This is a genomic window from Rouxiella aceris, assembly GCF_012933545.1.
Lineage (GTDB): Bacteria > Pseudomonadota > Gammaproteobacteria > Enterobacterales > Enterobacteriaceae > Rouxiella > Rouxiella aceris.
On record NZ_JAADJU010000001.1, the window covers coordinates 215,100 to 235,717 of the forward strand.

The 20,618-nt window shown below is 52.2% G+C and carries 22 protein-coding genes; 5 read left to right on the plus strand and 17 right to left on the minus strand.

Annotation, left to right across the window (positions count from 1 at the left end):
* The first annotated feature begins 56 nt into the window (after positions 1-56).
* Positions 57-1,178 carry an alkene reductase gene (locus GW590_RS00965; protein ID WP_169401154.1) on the plus strand — a complete coding sequence of 374 codons (1,122 nt, stop codon included), beginning with the start codon at positions 57-59 and terminating at the stop codon, positions 1,176-1,178.
* A gap of 232 nt (positions 1,179-1,410) precedes the next feature.
* On the opposite strand, the gene GW590_RS00970 is transcribed toward GW590_RS00965, so the two are convergent.
* From GW590_RS00970 to GW590_RS00980, 3 genes are all read right to left on the minus strand, one after another.
* Positions 1,411-1,659 (minus strand): hypothetical protein, encoded by a 249-nt coding sequence (locus GW590_RS00970; protein WP_169401155.1) that lies wholly within the window; start codon positions 1,657-1,659, stop codon positions 1,411-1,413.
* A gap of 271 nt (positions 1,660-1,930) precedes the next feature.
* The gene (locus GW590_RS00975; protein ID WP_169401156.1) at positions 1,931-2,647 is read right to left on the minus strand and encodes a YnfC family lipoprotein; all 717 of its coding nucleotides are present in this window, start codon (positions 2,645-2,647) and stop codon (positions 1,931-1,933) included.
* A 289-nt stretch (positions 2,648-2,936) separates the two neighbouring features.
* Entirely contained in the window at positions 2,937-3,509 is a 573-nt protein-coding gene (locus GW590_RS00980) for a GNAT family N-acetyltransferase (RefSeq protein WP_235955826.1), read from the minus strand.
* 354 nt (positions 3,510-3,863) lie between these two features.
* On the opposite strand from GW590_RS00980, the gene GW590_RS00985 reads away from it, so the two are divergent.
* Together GW590_RS00985 and fldB are read left to right on the plus strand one after the other, a co-directional pair.
* Positions 3,864-4,307 (plus strand): hypothetical protein, encoded by a 444-nt coding sequence (locus tag GW590_RS00985; RefSeq protein WP_169401157.1) that lies wholly within the window; start codon positions 3,864-3,866, stop codon positions 4,305-4,307.
* 531 nt (positions 4,308-4,838) lie between these two features.
* Positions 4,839-5,357, plus strand: coding sequence for a flavodoxin FldB (gene fldB / locus GW590_RS00990; RefSeq protein ID WP_169401158.1), 519 nt, complete (start codon positions 4,839-4,841; stop codon positions 5,355-5,357).
* A gap of 40 nt (positions 5,358-5,397) precedes the next feature.
* On the opposite strand, the gene GW590_RS00995 is transcribed toward fldB, so the two are convergent.
* Complete coding sequence (locus GW590_RS00995) at positions 5,398-5,859, minus strand: protein YgfX (RefSeq protein ID WP_169401159.1); 462 nt, start codon at positions 5,857-5,859, stop codon at positions 5,398-5,400.
* On the minus strand, positions 5,840-6,106 hold the full coding sequence (sdhE, locus tag GW590_RS01000; protein ID WP_169401635.1) for an FAD assembly factor SdhE: 267 nt from the start codon (positions 6,104-6,106) through the stop codon (positions 5,840-5,842). The genes GW590_RS00995 and sdhE overlap by 20 nt, the downstream gene beginning before the upstream one ends.
* Positions 6,107-6,470: 364 nt before the next feature.
* Here sdhE and ygfZ point away from each other — a divergent pair, with 364 nt between their 5' ends.
* Positions 6,471-7,463: a tRNA-modifying protein YgfZ gene (ygfZ, locus tag GW590_RS01005; protein ID WP_169401160.1), complete on the plus strand. Its 993-nt coding sequence runs from the start codon at positions 6,471-6,473 to the stop codon at positions 7,461-7,463.
* Between the two features lie 60 nt (positions 7,464-7,523).
* Here the strand turns inward: ygfZ and trhA are convergent, their stop codons facing one another.
* Positions 7,524-8,168 (minus strand): PAQR family membrane homeostasis protein TrhA, encoded by a 645-nt coding sequence (gene trhA / locus GW590_RS01010; protein ID WP_169401161.1) that lies wholly within the window; start codon positions 8,166-8,168, stop codon positions 7,524-7,526.
* Between the two features lie 360 nt (positions 8,169-8,528).
* Here trhA and GW590_RS01015 point away from each other — a divergent pair, with 360 nt between their 5' ends.
* Positions 8,529-9,137 carry an HD domain-containing protein gene (locus GW590_RS01015; RefSeq protein ID WP_169401162.1) on the plus strand — a complete coding sequence of 203 codons (609 nt, stop codon included), beginning with the start codon at positions 8,529-8,531 and terminating at the stop codon, positions 9,135-9,137.
* A gap of 61 nt (positions 9,138-9,198) precedes the next feature.
* On the opposite strand, the gene GW590_RS01020 is transcribed toward GW590_RS01015, so the two are convergent.
* The 11 genes from GW590_RS01020 to GW590_RS01070 form a co-directional block, all read right to left on the minus strand.
* Positions 9,199-10,506 (minus strand): ABC transporter substrate-binding protein, encoded by a 1,308-nt coding sequence (locus GW590_RS01020; RefSeq protein ID WP_169401163.1) that lies wholly within the window; start codon positions 10,504-10,506, stop codon positions 9,199-9,201.
* The gene (locus GW590_RS01025; protein ID WP_169401164.1) at positions 10,499-11,593 is read right to left on the minus strand and encodes an ABC transporter ATP-binding protein; all 1,095 of its coding nucleotides are present in this window, start codon (positions 11,591-11,593) and stop codon (positions 10,499-10,501) included. The genes GW590_RS01020 and GW590_RS01025 overlap by 8 nt, the downstream gene beginning before the upstream one ends.
* A complete protein-coding gene (locus tag GW590_RS01030; protein WP_169401165.1) occupies positions 11,593-12,420 on the minus strand; it encodes a phosphodiesterase in 828 nt (275 codons plus the stop codon). Before GW590_RS01030 ends, GW590_RS01025 begins: the two co-directional genes overlap by 1 nt.
* Positions 12,421-12,429: 9 nt before the next feature.
* Positions 12,430-13,323 (minus strand): carbohydrate ABC transporter permease, encoded by an 894-nt coding sequence (locus GW590_RS01035; RefSeq protein WP_169401166.1) that lies wholly within the window; start codon positions 13,321-13,323, stop codon positions 12,430-12,432.
* Entirely contained in the window at positions 13,313-14,185 is an 873-nt protein-coding gene (locus tag GW590_RS01040; protein ID WP_169401167.1) for a carbohydrate ABC transporter permease, read from the minus strand. The genes GW590_RS01035 and GW590_RS01040 overlap by 11 nt, the downstream gene beginning before the upstream one ends.
* A gap of 111 nt (positions 14,186-14,296) precedes the next feature.
* Positions 14,297-15,262: a ribokinase gene (locus tag GW590_RS01045; protein WP_169401168.1), complete on the minus strand. Its 966-nt coding sequence runs from the start codon at positions 15,260-15,262 to the stop codon at positions 14,297-14,299.
* On the minus strand, positions 15,259-16,206 hold the full coding sequence (gene alsK, locus GW590_RS01050; protein ID WP_169401169.1) for an allose kinase: 948 nt from the start codon (positions 16,204-16,206) through the stop codon (positions 15,259-15,261). Before alsK ends, GW590_RS01045 begins: the two co-directional genes overlap by 4 nt.
* Positions 16,207-16,221: 15 nt before the next feature.
* Positions 16,222-16,902 (minus strand): D-allulose 6-phosphate 3-epimerase, encoded by a 681-nt coding sequence (gene alsE, locus GW590_RS01055; protein ID WP_169401170.1) that lies wholly within the window; start codon positions 16,900-16,902, stop codon positions 16,222-16,224.
* A gap of 88 nt (positions 16,903-16,990) precedes the next feature.
* A complete protein-coding gene (locus GW590_RS01060) occupies positions 16,991-18,073 on the minus strand; it encodes an ABC transporter permease (protein ID WP_408014897.1) in 1,083 nt (360 codons plus the stop codon).
* Between the two features lie 18 nt (positions 18,074-18,091).
* Entirely contained in the window at positions 18,092-19,081 is a 990-nt protein-coding gene (locus tag GW590_RS01065; RefSeq protein ID WP_169401171.1) for an ABC transporter permease, read from the minus strand.
* On the minus strand, positions 19,074-20,618 hold the full coding sequence (locus GW590_RS01070; protein WP_169401172.1) for a sugar ABC transporter ATP-binding protein: 1,545 nt from the start codon (positions 20,616-20,618) through the stop codon (positions 19,074-19,076). The genes GW590_RS01065 and GW590_RS01070 overlap by 8 nt, the downstream gene beginning before the upstream one ends.

The following is a 20,618-nucleotide window of genomic DNA, read 5'->3' on the forward strand; positions in this document are numbered from 1 at the left end:
CGATAAGGAGGAGCTCCCTGTAGAAAAGGGCTCCTGCTCATTGCGAGGGGAATATTATGAAAGCGTTACTGTCACCCGTTATAGCAGGAAAATTACAGCTGGATCATCGCGTCGTGATGGCGCCCACTACGCGTATGCGAACCGCGCAGGGCGGCGTCCCAGGCGAATTGATGATTGAATACTATCGCCAGCGGGCAAGTCAGGGCGGACTGCTTATTGCCGAAGCAACGGCAGTGTCCCCCTTTGCCAATGCTTATGAAGATGCACCGGGTATCTTTACTGACGATCAACAGGCGGGCTGGCAGCGGTTGGTGGAGGCCGTGCATGCTCTCGGCAGTCAAATCGTACTTCAGCTTTGGCATCCGGGTCGCCAGTCGCTGCCTGAATTGTCAGCAGGTCGCCAGCCCATAGCCCCTTCGGCACTGATCGCCAGAGACACCTATGGCGTGGTTAAAAATCATCAGGGCGCTTATGAAGGCAAGCTTTTTCCCGAGCCACGCGCATTGGAAAAGAGTGAGATAAAGGGTCTTATGGAGGAGTTACGTCAGGCTGCCCTTCGTGCCAGGGCCGCTGGATTTGATGGTGTAGAGTTGCATGCAGCCAATGGCTATTTACCTGAACAGTTTCTATTGGATGGCAGCAACCAGCGCACCGATAATTATGGTGGCAGTCTTGAAAACCGGGCGCGTTTTTTGCTGGAATCTGTAGAAATCTTGAATGAAGTTTGGGGCAAGGGGCGCGTTGCAGTACGTATTTCGCCAAGTGGTATCTATGGTGATATGCATGATAGTCATCCTACGGCGACTTTCCGCTATCTGGTCGAGCAGTTAAACCCGTTAGGGCTTGCCTATCTGCATATTATCGAACCCCGCATCGTCGGTCCGGAAGACAGAGAGACCGGCCATTATTCCGAGCCGGTCGCAAGCCGTGATTTGCGTGCTTTTTATCAGGGGACCCTTATTGCGGCAGGAGGTTTTAAGCCAGATGACGCAGAAAGTATGCTGCAAAAAGGTGATGCTGATTTGATTGCCTTTGGCCGCCTTTTCACCTCAAACCCTGACCTGCCGGAGCGTATTCGTCACGCGTTTCCGCTGGCCACGTACAACCGCGACACGTTCTTTGGCGGAGACGCGCGAGGTTACAGTGATTATCCGGCCTATGTATCTGACGGCGTTTAAATGGTCGGTTGAATTACATTTGTTGCGCAAGCATTAATATCTGGGACGTTGACAGATTTTTTATGATCCGGTGCCTCACAAGGAGGCCGGATCATTTACCGCTGCTGGAAGACCAAAACCTGTTACGACGAAGCGAAATATTTGCTGGCACTAGAAGCGCGAAAATCTCCCTTGTTGATGCCGTAAAAAGCTTGTCGAATGTCTCAGGGCGTGAAGCGGACATTAGGAGCATTTATTCTCTTACCTTCGCCAAGATTGCTCTGAACAGTTCGATGGTCTTCCAGATGTCATCTTGTGTATCTCCATCCCAATCAGGAACTGTGGCCAACTCAGCTTTGAGCTGCTTTATGAGGATATGTGCATCTGCAACTTCATCATTTCGACATTTTGATGCAATACGAGGTATCGCTGTCGAAGGGAGATTGGATTGAGGCGAAGGGTTGGTATATTCGGCGGCAATGAGTTTTTGTAGTTTACGCATATTATCAATATACCCGGAGGAGTGATTAGAATAACCGATGTTATGCTACAGGGTAATTCTTCCTGCAAAAGGAAGCCAAGGAAATAGCCGCCCTCCTTAATATTCTGCTACTCGCTCAATGCAGACCAGCCTATAGCCTGGTGATGATTACGCTATATCAAGAATTTATTCCTTGATTAATTACTGGAGGGCAATTATATCATTTTCACTTCTGGTCTGTTGTCTTCCATCGGAAAAAGGCTGGCTTCCGACGGAAGAGTGAACGTTGCGCTTAATAAAATTCTACTTTTGTGCTCACCGTCATTTCTGTTGGTTTCGAAGGCGGTGAATCGGTCTTCTGCACCGTCAGTTGGCATAGCTTCGGTACAAGCTGTTCTGAGTATTCACAGGAATTTGTGGCGATGAATCCACCTGAGTTACCCGAGGAATTTGTTATCTTATAGTCCAGAGGCCGCTCATGACTATCTGCATAGGTAACTTCGTTTTTTGAAAGTACTTTATCTTCAAATAGAAATACTGAACGAACAAAATTTGATTCTTTATCATAAAAATGTTCAGATACTTTACTTCCTAAAAAGAATGTATCCTTTATCATCCCATTAGAATTTAGTGTATATTCCATCTTGTCACCATTATCGTTTACTGTATGAAGGTTGCAGTCCTTAGACAATTCTATGGAAAACGGCTTCCCATTTTTTTGCCCCTCAAGAACACTACCCTTTAATTTCAGCTCAAGGGAGTAGCCCTCAGTCGGCCTATTAATAGTTAAATTCTCAACGCAAAAACCATTATCAAAATTAAGCTTGATCTCTTGAATTTCCTTTCCATTAGCTACAACATGTTCATCTAGTGATTTTATTGGGCCTTTTACGGGATTGAAATCAAGTATGGTTGACAAGTTATATAGTATAGGAATGTAATTATTATTTGCATTTGCTATTCCAGAGAAGCACAAAGCACCAACCAGGATTGCAAGCACTTTACTCATTTTGCCCTCTTATTTATTTTATGCTTTAATCATCAAAGCATTACAGCATGGTAATAAGCAATATTCAACTCGGATTCAGAGGCCGCTATGGAAGATAAATTACTGGAAATGAATTTTTTGAGATTATCTCGCTCAGTGGCTCATATTGAGTTAAATCGCTACAGAGTTGATAGCCAACTTCCGCTGCTCGCTCATAGCTGCCCTTGATCCTTCAGCGGACAGGTCAGGGTCAGCAGCGCACATTAAAATGATCAAGGAATCTTTGTTCCGGGGTCAGTTTTAGTAACCACTACAGTTTTTTGCTCATAAAGACGGTCGTTCCACCTTTGAACGGTTCACGTCTATCGATTTCATATCCGAGCGCCGCATATAATGCGATGTTCGCCTCGAACGCCTCGTTCGTCTGCAGGCGAATTTCCCCAAGCTCCGCTTGAGCTGCCTTACTTTCAACATGCGCCAGCAATGTACGGCCGATTCCGATTCCTTGCCGGTGGGGATGTACCGCAACATTTTCGATCCAAAGATGATCGGCCTGGAGCCATATTTCGATCAGGCCGACCACTTCCCCTGCGACAATGGCGAGGTCAATGTCATGCTCACGGATGGCCTTATTAAAATCGGCCGTCATCGGAGTCGGTTCACGACCAATGACCGGAATCCATTTGGAATAGGCCGCGCGCACTATCTCACGCAACAATTCCGCTTCATTTTCTTCCGCTCGGCGGACCGAAAGGGCGACGTCATGCGATTTGCTAATATAAACTCCTTGAAGCTCGGCTACCACTAACATGTGCAACATAGCAGGCTTTGCAGTTTTTCGACGAATTAACACCAGATTGGCACCACCAGTTTGACGTTGCAACTGCCAGATTACTGACACTGGATAAAATAACCAAAGTGTACAGTTGGGGGAGAAATGAGGTAAGAAGGCGTGCTAGCGGCCTAGCTTTTAGGATTGACTCGATAGTTGGGATCTCCCCGTTGAACTCACAGCTCATAGCGGACCTTCAGTTCAGTTAACTCGTCTGCTGCGTGCCAACAGCGGAAGTTGTTACAGCAGTTTGTCTTGGTCATTTGGGGCGGTTCAAGGTTTTACTATCCCCTCGCTCTGTTTAACATGGGCACCTGTAAACATGTTGTAATGTCCTGAAACGTTACTCTTAATATGTAGTTATATTCATGAATTCAGATAGGGCAACGCGCTTAGAGAGGAAAAATGGATAAATATGCGGAACGACTTACAGGATTTATGCGGGCTGTAGGCTGTATGAATGATGCGGCAAACCGCATATCAGACTATTTTGTGATTAAACTTGAGGAAAGTGACAGCATGCTGACGTCTTTGGCGATGTATCACTCATCCATCACAGATAAGTTTCCGTCCGCATACTGGCACCCACAACTTAAAGCATGCTCTCAAAAAATATTTATGGAGACATTAGCTTTATGGTTCTTTGAGCATGAGGAAATGCAATTTCTGCCTTCCTCACTCAAGCAGAACCTCCTCGCCAATTTTACAGATGCTCTCAATGAAATGACCGGTATTGCAGAGTTCTTTACTCTTATCACCAGCCCACCAGTGTGGTATGGCTCCCTGCACGAAGAGTTTGTCATTGAAGCACAATATGGCAGATACCTCGTTCATTTCAGTATCCACTGACTCCTTTGTCACAAACCAAAGTCAGCAAAGTGAATTGCGACTGTTTCAGTAGCCACTCTTGTGGGAACAAAAGTGCCAACTTCCGCTCCTCGCTCATAGCGGACCTGACAGCCAACTGGACAAGCCGCTCGGTGCCATATTTGGACCTTGCGCGGCAGGCAAGGGTTTGACGCACAAACGGTTTATCAGGACGGCCACCGTTAAACCCGACTTCTACCAGCGTGTCAGGTGGGGGAAACGGGAACATCCCGGATTAGCGCCTGCGTCAAGCAGTTGTAAATCAACGGCACAATACGGCCAGAACAAATAGGTAATGAAACTGTTCCACCAGCATCTGTCCATCGTCTGGTTTAGGCACCATGACGCCTTTATCCTGTCTACAGGTTTTGACTCTTGGTGTCGGTAACAGCCTGCCATTTTGCCTTAATTAGGCACAATTCTGGTACACTCAACGGCATTCATTGGCTTCTACCCGGGTCATTGTAGCGGCAGCTTCATGTACGGCGGGTAGATCAGGTTACGGCAATAAGCATGAAGATTGGTCTTTTCTACGGTTCAAGCACCTGTTACACCGAGATGGCGGCTGAAAAAATCCGCGATATCCTGGGCGAAGACTTGGTGGACTTGCACAATTTAAAGGATGTTGACCCTTCCAAAATGGAAGATTACGACATTTTGATCCTCGGTATTCCTACCTGGGATTTTGGTGAAATTCAGGAAGACTGGGAAGCCGTTTGGCAACAGCTTGGCACACTGGATTTACGCGGAAAAATTGTTGCCATGTACGGCATGGGCGACCAGTTGGGCTACGGCGAATGGTTTCTCGATGCCCTGGGTATGCTCTACGATCGACTATTGCCCCTTGGCGTGCAGTTTATTGGCTTTTGGCCCACCGAGGGCTTTGAGTTTACCAGTCCCAAGCCGCTCAGCCCTGACGGCAAGCATTTTGTCGGACTGGCGCTGGATGAAGTCAATCAATACGAACTCAGTGAAGAACGTCTGCAACAGTGGTGCGAGCAAATCCTGCTGGAAATGGACACCCTGCTTTAAGGTCAGTGCCGCATTGCCGGCATAACGCCCACCCGCACATCTACAGCGGGTGGTGACGATCTTTTAAACTGTTACTTTTGCTGATCAGCAAAATCTGCCGCAGATGCCGCCACTCTTCCTTGCTCATACTGTCTGATGCCAGCCACAGCTTCAGTCTTTTGCTGCCAAGAAAACGACGCCAGCCGCGGTTGTCGCGCTCACGTTTTAGCGATAACAAAATACCGCAGTCGATCATCCATACCGGCTGTTTGATTTGCCATTCGCGCTTGCGCCACAGCAAACGATCCTGCTCCAGCAAACTGATTTCACCGTGACGCGCACTGATCCGCCGCTGACTTCTGATCGCCTGAAACACCACCAGCGTCAGCAGCAGTAACCAGATACCCCAGGCTGCGGACGACCAGGGCGTCAGCAGGATCAATAAAATCAGAATGCCATGCACTGCCAGCGAGAAGAGCTGGCTGCGCCATGACACTCTTAGATCACATTGCCACAGGGCCACGGTTTTTATTTCGCGTCTGGATAAGATGGATGATGTGCTGCAACGCCTGATCATCCGGCTTGCCGTGGTTCATCAACCAGTTAAACAGATCGGGATCGTCGCACTCGAGCAAGCGGGCGAAATGCTGCTTTTCGTCGTGGCTCAGGGTGTCGTATTCATATTCAAAAAACGGCATGATGGAAATGTCGAGTTCTCTCATGCCGCGACGGCAGGCCCAGTGGATGCGTGCTTTGTTGTTTATATCCATAGTGCTGATATCCATATTGAGGCTCTCTCTCAGACCGACCTGGGGGACAGGCCCGTCAACCGTAAAAATACCGATGGGTTTATTTTAAACACTCATGGCGGATTCTAGCAGCCCAACGACCTCAGGCGTAACTATTCAGCACGCCGATGACACATGATGTTCAATTTTGGGCAATATGCCGCAAAATGATCAGAAGTTATCGCCATGATTCAGCCATCCTTGCGCGACAAACCGAAAAGCGCAGCAATAAGTGTTTGCAAAGTGGTGTAGCTCTTTTACCATGCATCTATCAGCTCATGTACACCCAAAACGTCTGGCGAGCCAGCTTCACCTGCGTGGGTATATCTTTTGATCAGGACATATCATGGCTTACAAATATCCGTTTCCGCCGCAAAAACCTTCAGCTTCCAGCCACCTGCCACTGACTGTAATGTCACTGGAAGACTGGGCCATGGTCACTCTCACCGGTGCCGACACCCTGAAATATTTGCAGGGTCAGGTGACCGCAGACGTTGAAAAACTCGCCCCCGAGCAGCACGTGCTCTGCGCCCACTGTGATGCCAAAGGCAAAATGTGGAGCAATATGCGTCTGTTTAAACGCGGTGATGGCATGGCGTTTATCGAGCGCCGCAACCTGCGTGACAACCAGCTTGCCGAAATGAAAAAATACGCCGTATTTTCCAAAGTGACCTTTACGGCAGACGATGATGTCGTGCTGCTTGGCGTCGCCGGTTTTCAAGCCAGCGCCGCACTCAAGGGGCTGTTTACCAGCCTGCCCGATGCCACCAGCCCGGTGGTGCAGCAAGACGAAAGCACGCTGCTGTATCTGTCGCTGCCCGCAGAGCGCTACCTGATTGTCACCAGCCCGGAAAAAGCCAAACAACTGGTCGAAGAACTGGGCGAACAGGCGCAATTGAACGACAGCCAGCAGTGGCTGGCGTTGGATATTGAAGCCGGTTTACCGGTGATCGACAGCGTCAACAGCGTACAGTTTATTCCTCAGGCCACCAATATTCAGGCGCTAGACGGCATCAGCTTTAGCAAAGGCTGCTATGCGGGACAGGAAATGGTGGCGCGAGCCAAATATCGCGGGGCCAATAAGCGCGCACTGTTCTGGCTGGCGGGTAATGCGGCCAAAGTCCCGGCAGCGGGCGATGACCTTGAACTCCAGCTGGGAGAGAACTGGCGTCGTACCGGCAACGTGCTGGCGGCAATTCAGCTGGCAGATGGCACAGTGTGGGTGCAGGCGGTGTTAAATAACGATCTCGCCGCTGACAGTCTGCTGCGCGTGCGCGACGATGCCGGCAGCGCATTGCAGATCCAGCCTTTGCCTTATTCGCTGGTCGAAGAGAAATAATTGGCAGTTCCCCGGGATGCGGCATCTGCCCTATCCCGGGGTTAACTTCAAAACGGGGGATCAAACGTAGTAATAGATAGCCATAAAGTGGCAGAAACAGCCACCGAGCACAAAACCGTGCCAAATGGCGTGGCCAAAGCGGATACGTTCAGAAGCATAAAAAATCACCCCCAGCGTATAGATTACGCCCCCCGTCGCCAGCAGGACAATGCCGCCAGTAGAAAGCTTCATCGCCAGTTGATAAATCACAATCAGCGATAACCAGCCCATGGTCAGATAAGTGATTAGCGACAGCACCTCAAAACGGTGGGCAAAAGCCAGTTTAAAAATTACGCCAAACAGCGCCAGTCCCCAAATCACCGCCATCAGCCCTTGCGCCAGCGGCGAATTTAGCCCCACCAGCAGGAAAGGCGTGTAGGTACCGGCAATCAATAAATAGATGGCGCAGTGATCAAGCTTTTTCAGCCAGTATTTCGCCTTCTCATGGGGAATGGCATGGTAAAGGGTGGAGGCGAGAAACAGCAAAATCATGCTGCCGCCATACAGGCTATAACTGGTGATCGCCAAGGTGCCAGCATTGGCTTCTACCGCCTGAACAAGCAGTAAAACCAGCCCGACTATGCCCATAATCAGGCCAAAACCATGGCTCAGGCTATTGGCGATTTCTTCCGCCCAGGGATAGGCCGGTGGTGATACGTTATCCATATATTGCGTCCCTCAATAGTAGATAAAAATGGGTAAAAGTTTGCAAGATGCGTTACTCGGCGTTGCGGCGCGCCATATCGGCTTCGCTCAATAAACAAGCAGTCATACTGTATGTGAGAATAGTTCCAGTGTACAGCTGTAAGCCTAAACTTAATATCTCATCCGTCGATTTTGAGATTGCACCTGTTTTTATCTTGCAGGCCGCAACCTCAAGCGGCACGCTTTAGATCCTTGTGCTTCATTTTTTGTTAAAACATGCATTTTTATCGCCGAAGCTTTATCGTATTCACTGCAATGCATCCAAGATGCAGGGTTAAAGGATTTTTCTGAAACAGCCGTCTATATGACTAAGGTTTAATTATGTCCCTAGCCTCCCCGGCACTTAATTTCGGCCCGATGACCGAAGTTTTTCAATTTCTGATGGAAATCGACAAATTGAAAAGCGTGCAACGCCGTACCAAAGTATTAGGTACTCAGCGCCAGGAAAACTCGGCGGAGCACAGCTGGCATTTTGCCGTTGCGGCCATGAGCCTGGCGCCTTTCGCTGGTCAGGACGTCGATATGCAGAAGGTGATCCGTTTGGCACTGCTGCACGATATCGTCGAAATCGATACCGGTGACGTTCTGGTCTATGACCTCGCCGCCCGCGAAGCCGTTCAATCCAAAGAGATGGCGGCAGCCAAACGCCTGTTTGGCATTCTGCCGGCCCCGCTGGATAGTCAGTTTCTCGATCTGTGGAATGAATACGAAGCAGGCGAAACGCCAGAAGCGCGCTTTGCATTAGTGATTGACCGCATTTTGCCGGTTGTGATGAATCTCAATAATCACGGACAGAGCTGGGTAGAAAACAATATTCGCCTGGAGCAGGTGATTTCTCGTAACGCCTTTATCAGCGAAGTGAATCCGCTACTGTGGGAACATTTGCTGGTGCATCTTAATCACGCCCACGAGCAGGGCTGGCTGAAATAATCTGTCGGCATAAACAGCAAGACTCCCCGACTGTCACCAGCCAGGGAGCCTTGTGGCGTTATCAGTGCGGGGTACTGAGTGCAGTTTGTTCGTTATAAGGCTTCATCAGCAGGTCGGCCTGTTTCTGCGCTTCTGCCGCTGCCGCCTCTGGCGTCAGTTTGCCATCGTTCATCAACGCACCCAGCTGGTTTTCCATCGCCTGACGTACCGCCACAGTTTCATAAGTGGCGTACCAGGGCATGGCAAACTTCAGTTGGTCCAGCGCAATGGCAGCTCGTGGATCCCTGGCGATATACTCCTTCATCTCCGGCGTGTCATACGCGGCAATACGCGGTGAGAAGTAACCGGTGAAACGGCTCCAGCTACCGTTAACTTTTGGACTGACCAGATATTGCAGGAAGGTGTAAGCCGCTTTTTTCTGATCGTCAGAAATCCCTTTAAAGCTCACCAGACTGGCACCACCAATGGTTACCGCATTGCGTATTTCTTTTGGCATCATCGCCACACCCAACTCAAAGTCTTTGGTGTTTTCACGCATAAAGCCCAGCGCGCCGGTGCTGAGCATCGCCATCCCCAGCTTGCCGGAGAAAAATGCCGCGCTGATCTGTTTGGAGTTAAGCACGCCCGCAGGCATGACTTTGTCACGATAAACCAGATTTTGCCAAAAACGCAGGGCGCCGACGGTGGAGGGCTGGTTGTAATAGACTTCGCCCGGATAATCGGCGTTGTAATAGTTGCCGCCGTTGGCGCGGGTCAAAGCCGAGAGGATCCAGCCGCCGTAGTCATCATTGCTCGACGGCAGCATCACGCCCCACTGCCCTTTGGCGCTATCGGTCAGCTTTTTGGCGTCGGCCAGTAATTCGCTCCAGTCAACCGGCGGGTGGTCGATCCCGGCCTGTTTAAACATATCCTTGTTGTAGTAAAGGATCGGCGTGGAGTTATGGAAAGGAATGGCGTAGGTCACGCCGTTAAGCTGGGCATTCTGCCGCATGGCTGGCCAGAAATTCTCGCTAAGAAAAGGGGTAGCTTTTTGGTTGCCATACTGGAACAGCTCATCCATTGGCAGAATTTCATTTTTAATCGCCAGATCGGCGGTAAAGTTGGCCGACATAATTACCAGCGCCGGAGGCTCGCCGGACTTGGCCGCCGCTTCGGCCTTTACTTTGGTGGTGTCATAGTTGCCGGTAAAAATCCCGCGAACTTCCACCTCACTCTGCGACTGATTAAACTCTTTGATCACCCGGGTCATTTCCGTGGTCAGCTTGCCGTCGACCGGAGCCGGGAACATAAAATCGATATTTTGTTTTGCCGCTACGGCACCTGCCGTCATCATGGTGACCGCTAAGGTGAGCGTCTGAATATTACGCATACTGCATCTCCCGGAGTAAATTCTGCTGGTGTTGGCCTGAGAAAAAGTGAAGGTCTTGCAAAGAAAAACGTAAATTAACCTGTTGATTGGCGTGCGGTGCGGCACCACGGTTCTTACGCAGGTAACGCAAGGGCCCGAGAGATGACTGGGCATGGTTAAGATACTCAGCCCCCAATAACTCGCAGTAGGTCAGGGAGGCGGCAAGCCGCAGGCTGGCCTCGCTTTCGTCGCTGACCTGGTCGCTAATATGCTCCGGTCGGATCCCCAGATAGACCTCGGTCAACTGCCGGGCATGTTCAGTGTCCGGCAAGGCAATGCGCTGACCGTCGATCTGCAACACGCCTTGCGCACAGGGCAGTTTGAAAATATTCATCGCTGGTGTGCCGATAAATCCGGCGACAAACAGATTGGCCGGATGGGCATACAGGGTTTGCGGCGCGCCAACCTGTTGCAGATCGCCTTTATTAAGCACCGCAATGCGATCGGCCATGGTCATGGCTTCCATCTGATCGTGGGTCACATAGACGGTGCTGGTTTTTAGCTGTTGATGCAGGGTCATAATGCCGTCGCGCACTTCGGTACGCAGCCGCGCATCGAGATTGGACAGCGGTTCATCCATTAAAAACAGTTTCGGATCACGCACAATGGCGCGGGCCATCGCCACCCGCTGGCGTTGACCGCCGGAAAGCTTGCCCGGTTTACGCTTAAGCAGTTCCCCCAGTTGCAATAAATCCGCCACCCTGGCCACCCGCGCTTGGTGCTGCGCTTTGGGTTCGTTGCGCATACGCATGCCAAAGGTAATATTCTGTTCCACGGTCATATGGGGAAACAGCGCGTAGTTTTGGAAGATCATCGAAAAATTGCGTTGGCGCGGCTCAAGGTCGGTAATATCTTCTCCCGCCTGCAAAATCCGCCCGCTGCTCACCTGCTCTAAACCGGCCAACAGGCGCAACAGCGTACTTTTGCCGCAGCCAGAAGGACCGACCAGCACCAAAAATTCACCGGCGGCAATCTCCAGCGACAGGTCATTCACTGCCATGCTGCCTTCAAACTCTTTGCTGACGTTTTCCAGACGGATACTCGACATTATTTTTCATCCACCGGGCAGCTGATATTGGCATCGTAAAGATAGGGACCGGCATAGGGAGCAAGGGAATGCAGATAGCTGACCAGCCCGGTATTGGCGATCAGACGATGCATCAGGCAGGCGGCAGGTTCCAGATTGTAATAGGGGGCCGGATTTTCGTGGAAATAAGGCACCTGGTGTACGGTTCCCGGAATAGTAGTGATAATCGCCTGACGATACTGGGTAAAGATCAACCGATGGGTGTGGCCGCAAAATACGCGGCACAGCGCCGGAAAACGGTCGATCAGCGCCAGCAGACGATCGCCATTTTCACAGGCAATGCTGTCCATCTGCGCCGAGCCCAGCTTTATGGGTGGATGGTGCATAAAGACCGCCGTCGGCTTGTCACCGCCCTGCTCCAGCTGCGTCTCCAGCCATAACAGGGTCTCTTCTGTCAGCCAGCCTTTCGATTCACCCGCCAAGCTGCTGTCGATAAACAGCAGGCGCATGGCAAAGTCGTCTACCGCATAGTGCATATTCTGCGCATCGCTGCCCAACTGCGGACACAGCGGCGACATCGCCGCCAAAAACTGCGCTTTGTCATCATGATTACCGGGAATGATATACAGCGGATAGCGCAGATTACCGAGAACCTGGCGGGCGACCTGATACTCCGCCGCCAGACCACAGTTGACGATATCGCCGGTGATCACCACCGCATCCGGGCGCTCTTCCAGCGCGTTCAGTTGACTGATCACCTCGGCATTGCAGGCGTTAACATCAATAAAATCATACAGTTTCCGGCCGTGACTGCGAAAGTGCATATCGGAAATTTGAGCTAAATACATGGTAACCCCTTACTTGATGCCTGAAAAACCGAAGCTTTTAAGGAACTGTTTTTGAAAAAGAATAAAGGCCAGCATCAGCGGCAGACAGACCATCAAGGTACCGGCGGTGATTAATCCCCATTGCCCGCCGGACTCGGCACCCATGGCAAAAGAGACCAAGCCGACGGTCAATACCTGCTTGTCCGGATCGTTAAGCACCATCAGTGGCCATAAATATTCGTTCCAGTGGTAGGTAATACTGACGGTGGCAAAGGCGAGGATCGCTGGCCATGACATTGGGATCAGCACGCGAAACACCACCTGCCACCAGCGACAACCTTCCATCAGCGCCGCCTCTTCAATTTCACGCGGGATACTTAAAAACGCCTGCCGCATCAGGAACACGCCAAATGCCGAGGCAAAGTAGGGCATCATGGTGCCGGTCAGGGTATTTAACAGACCGATCTGTTTCAGGATCATCATGTTAGGCACCATCATGATCACCGGCATAATCATCAGTTGGATCAGCAGCAGATAGAACAGCGTCTGTTTGCCGCGAAACTGGTGATAGGCAAAGACATAACCGGCGGTGATAATGGTCACCAGTTGCACCAGAAAAGTACCAAAAGCAAAAAACAGCGTATTGGCATACAGCCGCAGCCAGTCGGCGCTCTGCCAGGCCTGGCGGAAGTTATCCAGAGTCAGCGGAAAACGCGGCAGCATGGAGGCCATGTTCGGCGAAAAACTGCTTTCGCTAAACGCCGAGGAGAGCATCCAGATAAAGGGTGACAGCCAGAGTAACGCCGCGCAGCACAGCAGCACCGGCAGCGTCAGCCGTGAACTGCGCCGTAACAGCAGCGAGCTGCCGACGCGACGACTAACCCGCCGGGTGATTAAGGGTTGAGGGGAGGTTTCAGCGCTCATGATGGGCTCCTCTTTCCAGTACGCGTAGATTGAGCATCGAGAAGACAAACAGCAGCAGCAGCGTGATAAAGGTGGCGGCCGAGGCTTTGCCTAAATCGTGGGTGTCATTCGCCAGGCTTTGGATGTAATAGAGTAAAACCGTGGAGGCATTATTGGGTCCGCCCTGGGTCATCACCGGCACATGGTCAATTTGGGTAATGGCATAGATCAGCGCAATGGTGATCACAAAACTCAGCGTGGGACGCAGCAACGGCAGGGTGATATAAAAAAATACCTGCGTACGCGAAGCGCCCTCCATCAAGGCGGCTTCCCGCGCCGAGGTGGGGATTGATTGCAGTCCGGCAAGAAAGAACAGCATGTAATATCCGGCAAATTTCCAGACGCCAATCACGCTAAGGGCAATCAACGCACTCTGACTCATACCAAGATAGTTGTTGTTCATCGGTCCAAAAAATTTGGCCAGATAGTAGTCCAGCAAGCCCATTCCCGGCATAAAAATAAACAGCCACAGCGTGGCAGCACTGACCAGCGGAATAATCATCGGGAAGAAGAACGCCGTACGCAGCCAGCGATTGAGCGAGGTGTTTTCCCATAGCGCCACCGCCAGCAGCAGCGCCAGCACAATGCCGGGGATCACCGTCATCAGGATATAGGCCAGATTATTGAGCAGCGCGCGCCAAAACACGCTGTCGGTAAACAGGCGCTGATAATTTTGCAGACCGACAAAAGGCGGAGCATTGCTGGCCATGCGGCTATCAAACAGGCTGTCGATGGCCGAGCGCAGCAACGGAAAATAGGTAAAGGCAAACAGAAAGATCAGAGTCGGTAATAACACGATATAAGGGAATAACTTGTGTCGCATCGCCATTTTCCCGCAGGTCCTAACAGGATGCTTACCCTAATCTTTCTCTATTTCATTCAAATGTCAGTTATGTGATGATTTATTAGCCAATTGTTACTGAACAATCCTCGGCTATTGTCCGACCTGAGGTAACAAGGCTGTCGTTTCCAGGGTGGCAGAGGCCTGACGTGCCAGTGCTTCGGCATAGTCTGGCATTGACGCTGCGGCCCCGGCTCTCTCGACACACACTGAAGCGTAGGCCGATGCAAAGCTTGCAGCATCAGCCAGAGGCACACCGCTGGCCAACTGCGCTGCCAGTGAGCCGTTAAAGGCATCTCCCGCGCCGGTGGTGTCTTTTGGCACCGCGGCAAAGGCGGCAATCCACTGCGCCTGCCCGGCCACCGACAGCAAGGCTCCCTGGGTGCCGAGAGTAATAATCAATGCCTGGATCCCTTTGCCATGCAGCACCTGTGCCGCCTGTTGCGCCGAGGCCATATCCTGCACCTGGATACCGGTCAGCAGGCTGCACTCGGTGGCATTGGGGGTTAGCAGATCCACCTTGGCCAACAGGGCGTCAGAGACCGGCTGGAACGGTGCCGGATTTAAAATAATGTAGGTCTGCGCCTCTTTGGCAATGGCAATGACTTTTTCTATTGCCGGCAGATTGTTCTCCAACTGAGTCAGCAAGATATCGGCGGCAGCAATTGCCGGTCGGCACTGCTCAATCTCTTCGAGGGTAAAGGTCAGATTTGCGCCCGGATCCACGGCAATCATATTTTCAGCATCGGCACCGGCGACGTAAATCAGCGCATTGCCGGTGGGGTGATCGGCCGTTGAAAACAGTGTCACGGCATCAAAGCCAACACTGTCGAGATGGCGGCGGGCGAAGGTACCAAAATCATCGCGGCCCACCTTGCCGATATAGTGTACCCGCGCCCCGGCGCGCAGTGCGGCAACCGCCTGGTTGGCCCCTTTACCGCCCGCCCCCATCATACTGTTATGGGCGATCAGCGATTCTCCCGGCTGTGGAAAACGCGACATACCGGCGACAATATCCAGGTTAAACGAGCCTACAACGCAAACCTTGCCTTTTTTCATGCCTTTCTCCTTACTGGCATTTCCATGCCCGAACCCTGTGGTTGTGTACGTTGATAATCCCGCTGTGCTGCCAGGCATGCGCCTCGACAGCCGGTTTCATCGGTTACGCCGCTTTGCACAATCTGCAAACCGTTTGCCGGTTGCGGTCCGCGTAAATGTTGGCGGATTTGCTGTTCCAGCCGTGTCAGAGGGAAACCGCGCATCATCAGCACCCCGCCCCCCAACAGCAGATACTGTGGATCCAGAATATTCACTTCGCTGGCAATGGTGCGCCCGAGGCGATCAACAAACTCGACTAAATCCGCATGCTCGCCATGCAGTACAAAGAGATCGGCAAAGGCGGTTTCGGCGGCGTGTTGCCGCTTCCAGCCCGTCAGCCAGTTGCCGGAAGTCAGGGTCTCGACACAACCGGTCTTGCCGCAGGGGCACAGCGCCGGATTACCGGCCAGAGGAATATGCCCCAGCTCACCGGCAGCACCATGGGCACCATGATAGAAATCCTGATTAAGCCATAAACTGTTACCCAGGCCAGTGCCGAGATAGATCCCCACTGCCACGTCAGGCAAATGCGCCAGCCGCGTCAGATCCCACCACATCAGATGATTGACGTCTTTATCCATTACCACCGGCAGTCCCAGCGCGGCAGACAGCATCTGGGCGACAGGTCGATCGTCAAGCGCCGGGATAAAAGGCAACGACAGCACCCTTTGCCGATCGCGCGAGAGGATCCCCGGCAGGCCGAGCATCACGCGCACTACCTGCGATCCTTTGCTGCTCGCAGCCAGATAATTAGCGATCAACTGCTGTAAGCCGCTTAGCGGATCGTTCAATCCAGCCCAGGACGGCGTCGTCACTTTCTGATAGCCATAAAATTTTTGCTGACTATCCATCAACATCAAGCGGGTATTAGTGCCACCAATATCTACGCCGAGAAAATACTGCATACGGCTCTCCTGCCATTAGGCTGCCTGACGTGCCTGACGCATCTGATCGAGCATTTTGTCCCAGGCCTTATCCAGATCGTTATCCAGATTAAACAGACCAGAGGTGCCCACAATTAACACTTCGGCTCCCGCGCCCATTAACTGCTCATAGGTGCGTGCGTTACAGGATCCATCAATTTCAATCAGGTAGTGATAGCCCTGTTGCTGCTTCAGATCGCGCAGTTGGCTAACCTTGTGCAACATCTCGGGAATAAACGGCTGGCCGGCATAGCCAGGATCGACGGTCATAATGGTGATCTTGTCGAGCAGGTGGATATAGTGCTGAATATATTCCACCGGGGTGGCCGGATTGAGCACCACGCCAACTTTTTTACCAAAGGAACGGATCAGATTAATCACCCGGAAGGCATCACGGTTGATGGTTTCGGCGTGCGGACAAATAAAGTCGGCACCGGCGTTGGCGATGGCGGCAATAAAGTCGGTGGGGTTTTCCACCATCATATGCACGTCCAGCACCAGCGGGGTATGCGGGCGGATCTGTTCAATAAAAAACGGCGACAGGGTAATGTTTTTTACGTAGTGACCATCCATGATATCAATATGCAACATATCGGCACGGCGATTAAGCACCGAGAGCTGCTCTTTAATATCAAACAGACTCATGCACATTAATGAAGGCGAGATTTTATATTCCATGGCATTTTCCTAAGGGGCCGCAAAGGCCGATATTCAAGAGTAATGTCGATCGCAAGTCGTCAATAAACCGACGGCGTGGATCCATAAGTCATTGCTGCGCGGCGCGCGCTCTGGCCGCACTGCGACGGCTGGCACGACGCTGTACATAGCGCGTACGAAAGAACTTCACCGCCAATACCACAATCAATACCGCGCCCCACATCGCCAGACTAAAATGCGGGCTGACATTAAGCAGATTCAGGCCGGTGGCGATCACCTGTAAGACAATCAACGCCAGCACCACGCCGCTGACCTTGCCAAAACCGCCGTAGGGGTCGGTACCGCCGAGAATAATGGCCAGCACCGTCAGCAGCAGGTATGAATCGCCGTAGCCCATACGCGCCGAGTTAAAACGCGCCATCATGATCAAACCGGCGATCACGCACAGCATGCTCGACAACACATAGATGGCGATCAGTACGCGATGCGTATTCACCCCGCTAAAATGGGTGGCGTTAATATTGCTGCCACTCATATAGATGTATTTGCCCAGACGGGTGCGTTCGAGCAGCACCGAAATCAGCACCGCGGTAAGTAAAAAAACCATCAGCGGTACCGGAATACCCAGCAAGGTTTCAGCACCGATAAAGCGCACAATATCCGGCATACCGCTAAGGGCCGCCCCGCGTGACAGATAGATACCCACACCGTTAACCATGGTCATGGTGGCCAGTGTTACCAGGATCGGGTGAGCGCCGATATAGGCCACCAGCGCCCCGGTCAGGATACCGATCGCCACTGCCAGGATCATCGCCCCCACCAGCGCCAGAGTCAGCCAGGCGGCCTGCATCCACAGACCGGCATCCGGTGGCAGATAAGTCATAAATACCCAGGCCATCAGCAGGCTGGTCAGATTGGCAGTGGCGATAATGCACAAATTCAGGCCACCACTGAGGATGGGGATGAACATTGCCAGCGTCAGCAGCCCCAGTTCCGGCAGTTGGAAGGCGACACTCATAAAGGTGGCATCGCTAAAAAAGCGGCCCGGCATGGCGAAGCTAAAACCGATCACCACCACCAGCAGCAGTAACGTCAGTCCCATATTGGTTCCATCAAGCTTGAACCTGGGCAGATGCCGTTCAGTCGTCTCGGCTTTGGGTTTCATCATCAGACTCTTGGATTTGGCAAACATAGCTGCATTCCTCTGGCATCAGGCAAAGCCGACATCGGTTTCTTTGCGTTTTTTGTAATGCGTAATGGTGATAGCCACCACAATCACGCCGCCAATCACCACGTTCATAAAGTAGTTGGAGACGCCAATCAGGTTGAGGCCATTTTTCAGTATGCCAATCAGGAACACCCCCATCAGCGTGCCCACTACGCTACCTTTGCCACCATTGAGACTGGCACCACCCAGCACCGCTGCAGCCAGAACATCAAGTTCGCCGCCAACCAGCGCATTAGGTACTACTTCCCCCACGCGATAGACCTGGACCAGGCCACCAATGGCCGCCATGGCCCCCAGATAGCCGTAGGCAAACAAGTGCAACAGCCCAACGCGGATACCGATGCGGCGTGCAGATTCCTGATCGCCGCCAACGGCAAACAACTGACGGCCAAGATGGGTTTTATTGAGTAATATCCAAGTGAAAGCGGCGACCACCAGCATCACGACCAGCGGCAAACCAATCTGGTAGTGAGCGCCAGCCACGCTAAAGGGTAAGACTTTCAGCGGGGTGACCAGCCAGTCGGGCAGATCATAAAGACTGGTGCCTTTGGTCAACCACATCAGCATGCCAAACAGCAGCGATTGCATACTGATTGTGACGATGATCGAGACAATGCGCAGGCAGTAGATCAGCACCGCGTTGATCATGCCAAGCGTAGTACCTATGGCGACCGCCAACAAAATACTGCCCAGCGGATTGCTCATGCCGTAGCTAATGGCCAGGGTGGCAATCAGGTACTGCACCACCGAGGCCACGGCAGCAAAGGAGATATCAATACCGCCGGTCACCAGCACCACAAACAGTCCCAGCGCAAAAATTCCGCTCACCGCGTAGCTTTCGCTGAGATCGAGTAAATTCCGCAGCGTTAAAAACTGGTTGCTGAGCAACGAGAAAATCACCATCAGCGCCACCAGCACCCAGGCCAGATAGCCTTCGTTACTGGACGGACGCAACCGATTCAGATTAAGCATTTACCGCCTCCGCAAGCTGTTGCTGGGTGATCCCTGCAGGGATATATTCGCCAACCACGGTGCCGTCACTAAAGTGCAGTACCCGGTCGCAGTTGAAATAGACTTCCGGCACCTCGTCGGAGATCAACAGAATGGCGATCCCTTCTTGCGCCAGTTGATGGATCAACTGATAAATACTGGCTTTGGCACCGACGTCGACGCCGACAGTGGGGGAATCAAGGATCAGGATCTTCGGTTGTGTCAGTACCCATTTGGCCAACACGATCTTCTGCTGGTTACCGCCAGACAAGGTCGAGATCGCCTGATCGGGATCGGCAACTTTCACCCCCAATTTATCGATCCACTGGTAGACGATTTTGTTTTTGCGGTACTCATCGATCAGATGAAAACGGCTGCGCAGTTGATCCATAATAGCCAGCACGGTGTTGTCGCCCACCGACTGCTGTTGCACCAGCCCCAGCGTTAGCCGGTCTTCAGAGACATAACCGATCCCCGATTTGATCGCGTCCTCATGACCGCGAAAGCGCACCGGCTTACTGTCGAGATAGATCTTTCCGCTATCGGGTTTGGTCATACCAAACAGACTCAGCGCCAGCTCGGTGCGTCCGGAGCCGAGCAGGCCACATAGCCCGAGCACTTCTCCCTGATAGAGTTTCAGGCTGACGTCGTGATATTGGTCAGCGCGGCTGAGCTTATCCAGCTCGAGCATAATGCGTTCGCTATGCTGATTGGCGGCCTTGCGCGCGTAGTTCAGCGTCAGGCCGGTCATCAGCTCGGTCAAACGTTCACTGCTGACTTCCGCCGCCGGAAAGGTGCCCACTTTTTGACCATCACGGATCACCGTGACGCTGTCGGAGATTTCCAGCACTTCATCCAGGCGATGGCTGACAAACACCACGCTGATACCTTTTTCTTTCAGATAATGCACGGTGCGCAGCAGTTGGTTGACTTCGGTACGGGTTAGCGAAGCCGTCGGCTCATCCATAATCACCAGGCGAGCGTCGGCCACCAGCGCACGGCAAATCGCCACCTGCTGACGCTGGGCAATGGGCAGCGCGGCGACTTTGCTGTCGAGATCGAGGCTAAAGTTCAGCTCATCCAGAATACGTCGGGCGGTCTGATGCAGACGCCCCGGACGATACCAGCCAAACAGACCGTGCAGGTTATGTTCAAAAGCAATATTCTCCGCCACCGTCAGATTGGGAAACAGCGACAGATCCTGATAGATCACCTGAATGCCAAAGCTGCGCGCCTGTTCCGGTGACAATCGGCTGAAAGTCTGATCGCCAAGGGAGATGCGACAACCGTTATCAGGCTGGTAAACCCCCGAGATCACCTTGATCAGCGTGCTTTTGCCACAACCGTTAGTTCCTGCCAGGCAGTGCACTTCCCCCGGCATCAGGCGCAGAGAAATATTGTTCAGCGCACGCTGGCCGCCAAAGGTGACCGACAGATCCTGAACGTCAATTAACGGACGGTCATTGCCTGTGCCTGCAATCACTGTCGGCTGTTGTTGGATAATCTCGGAGATCGCCAT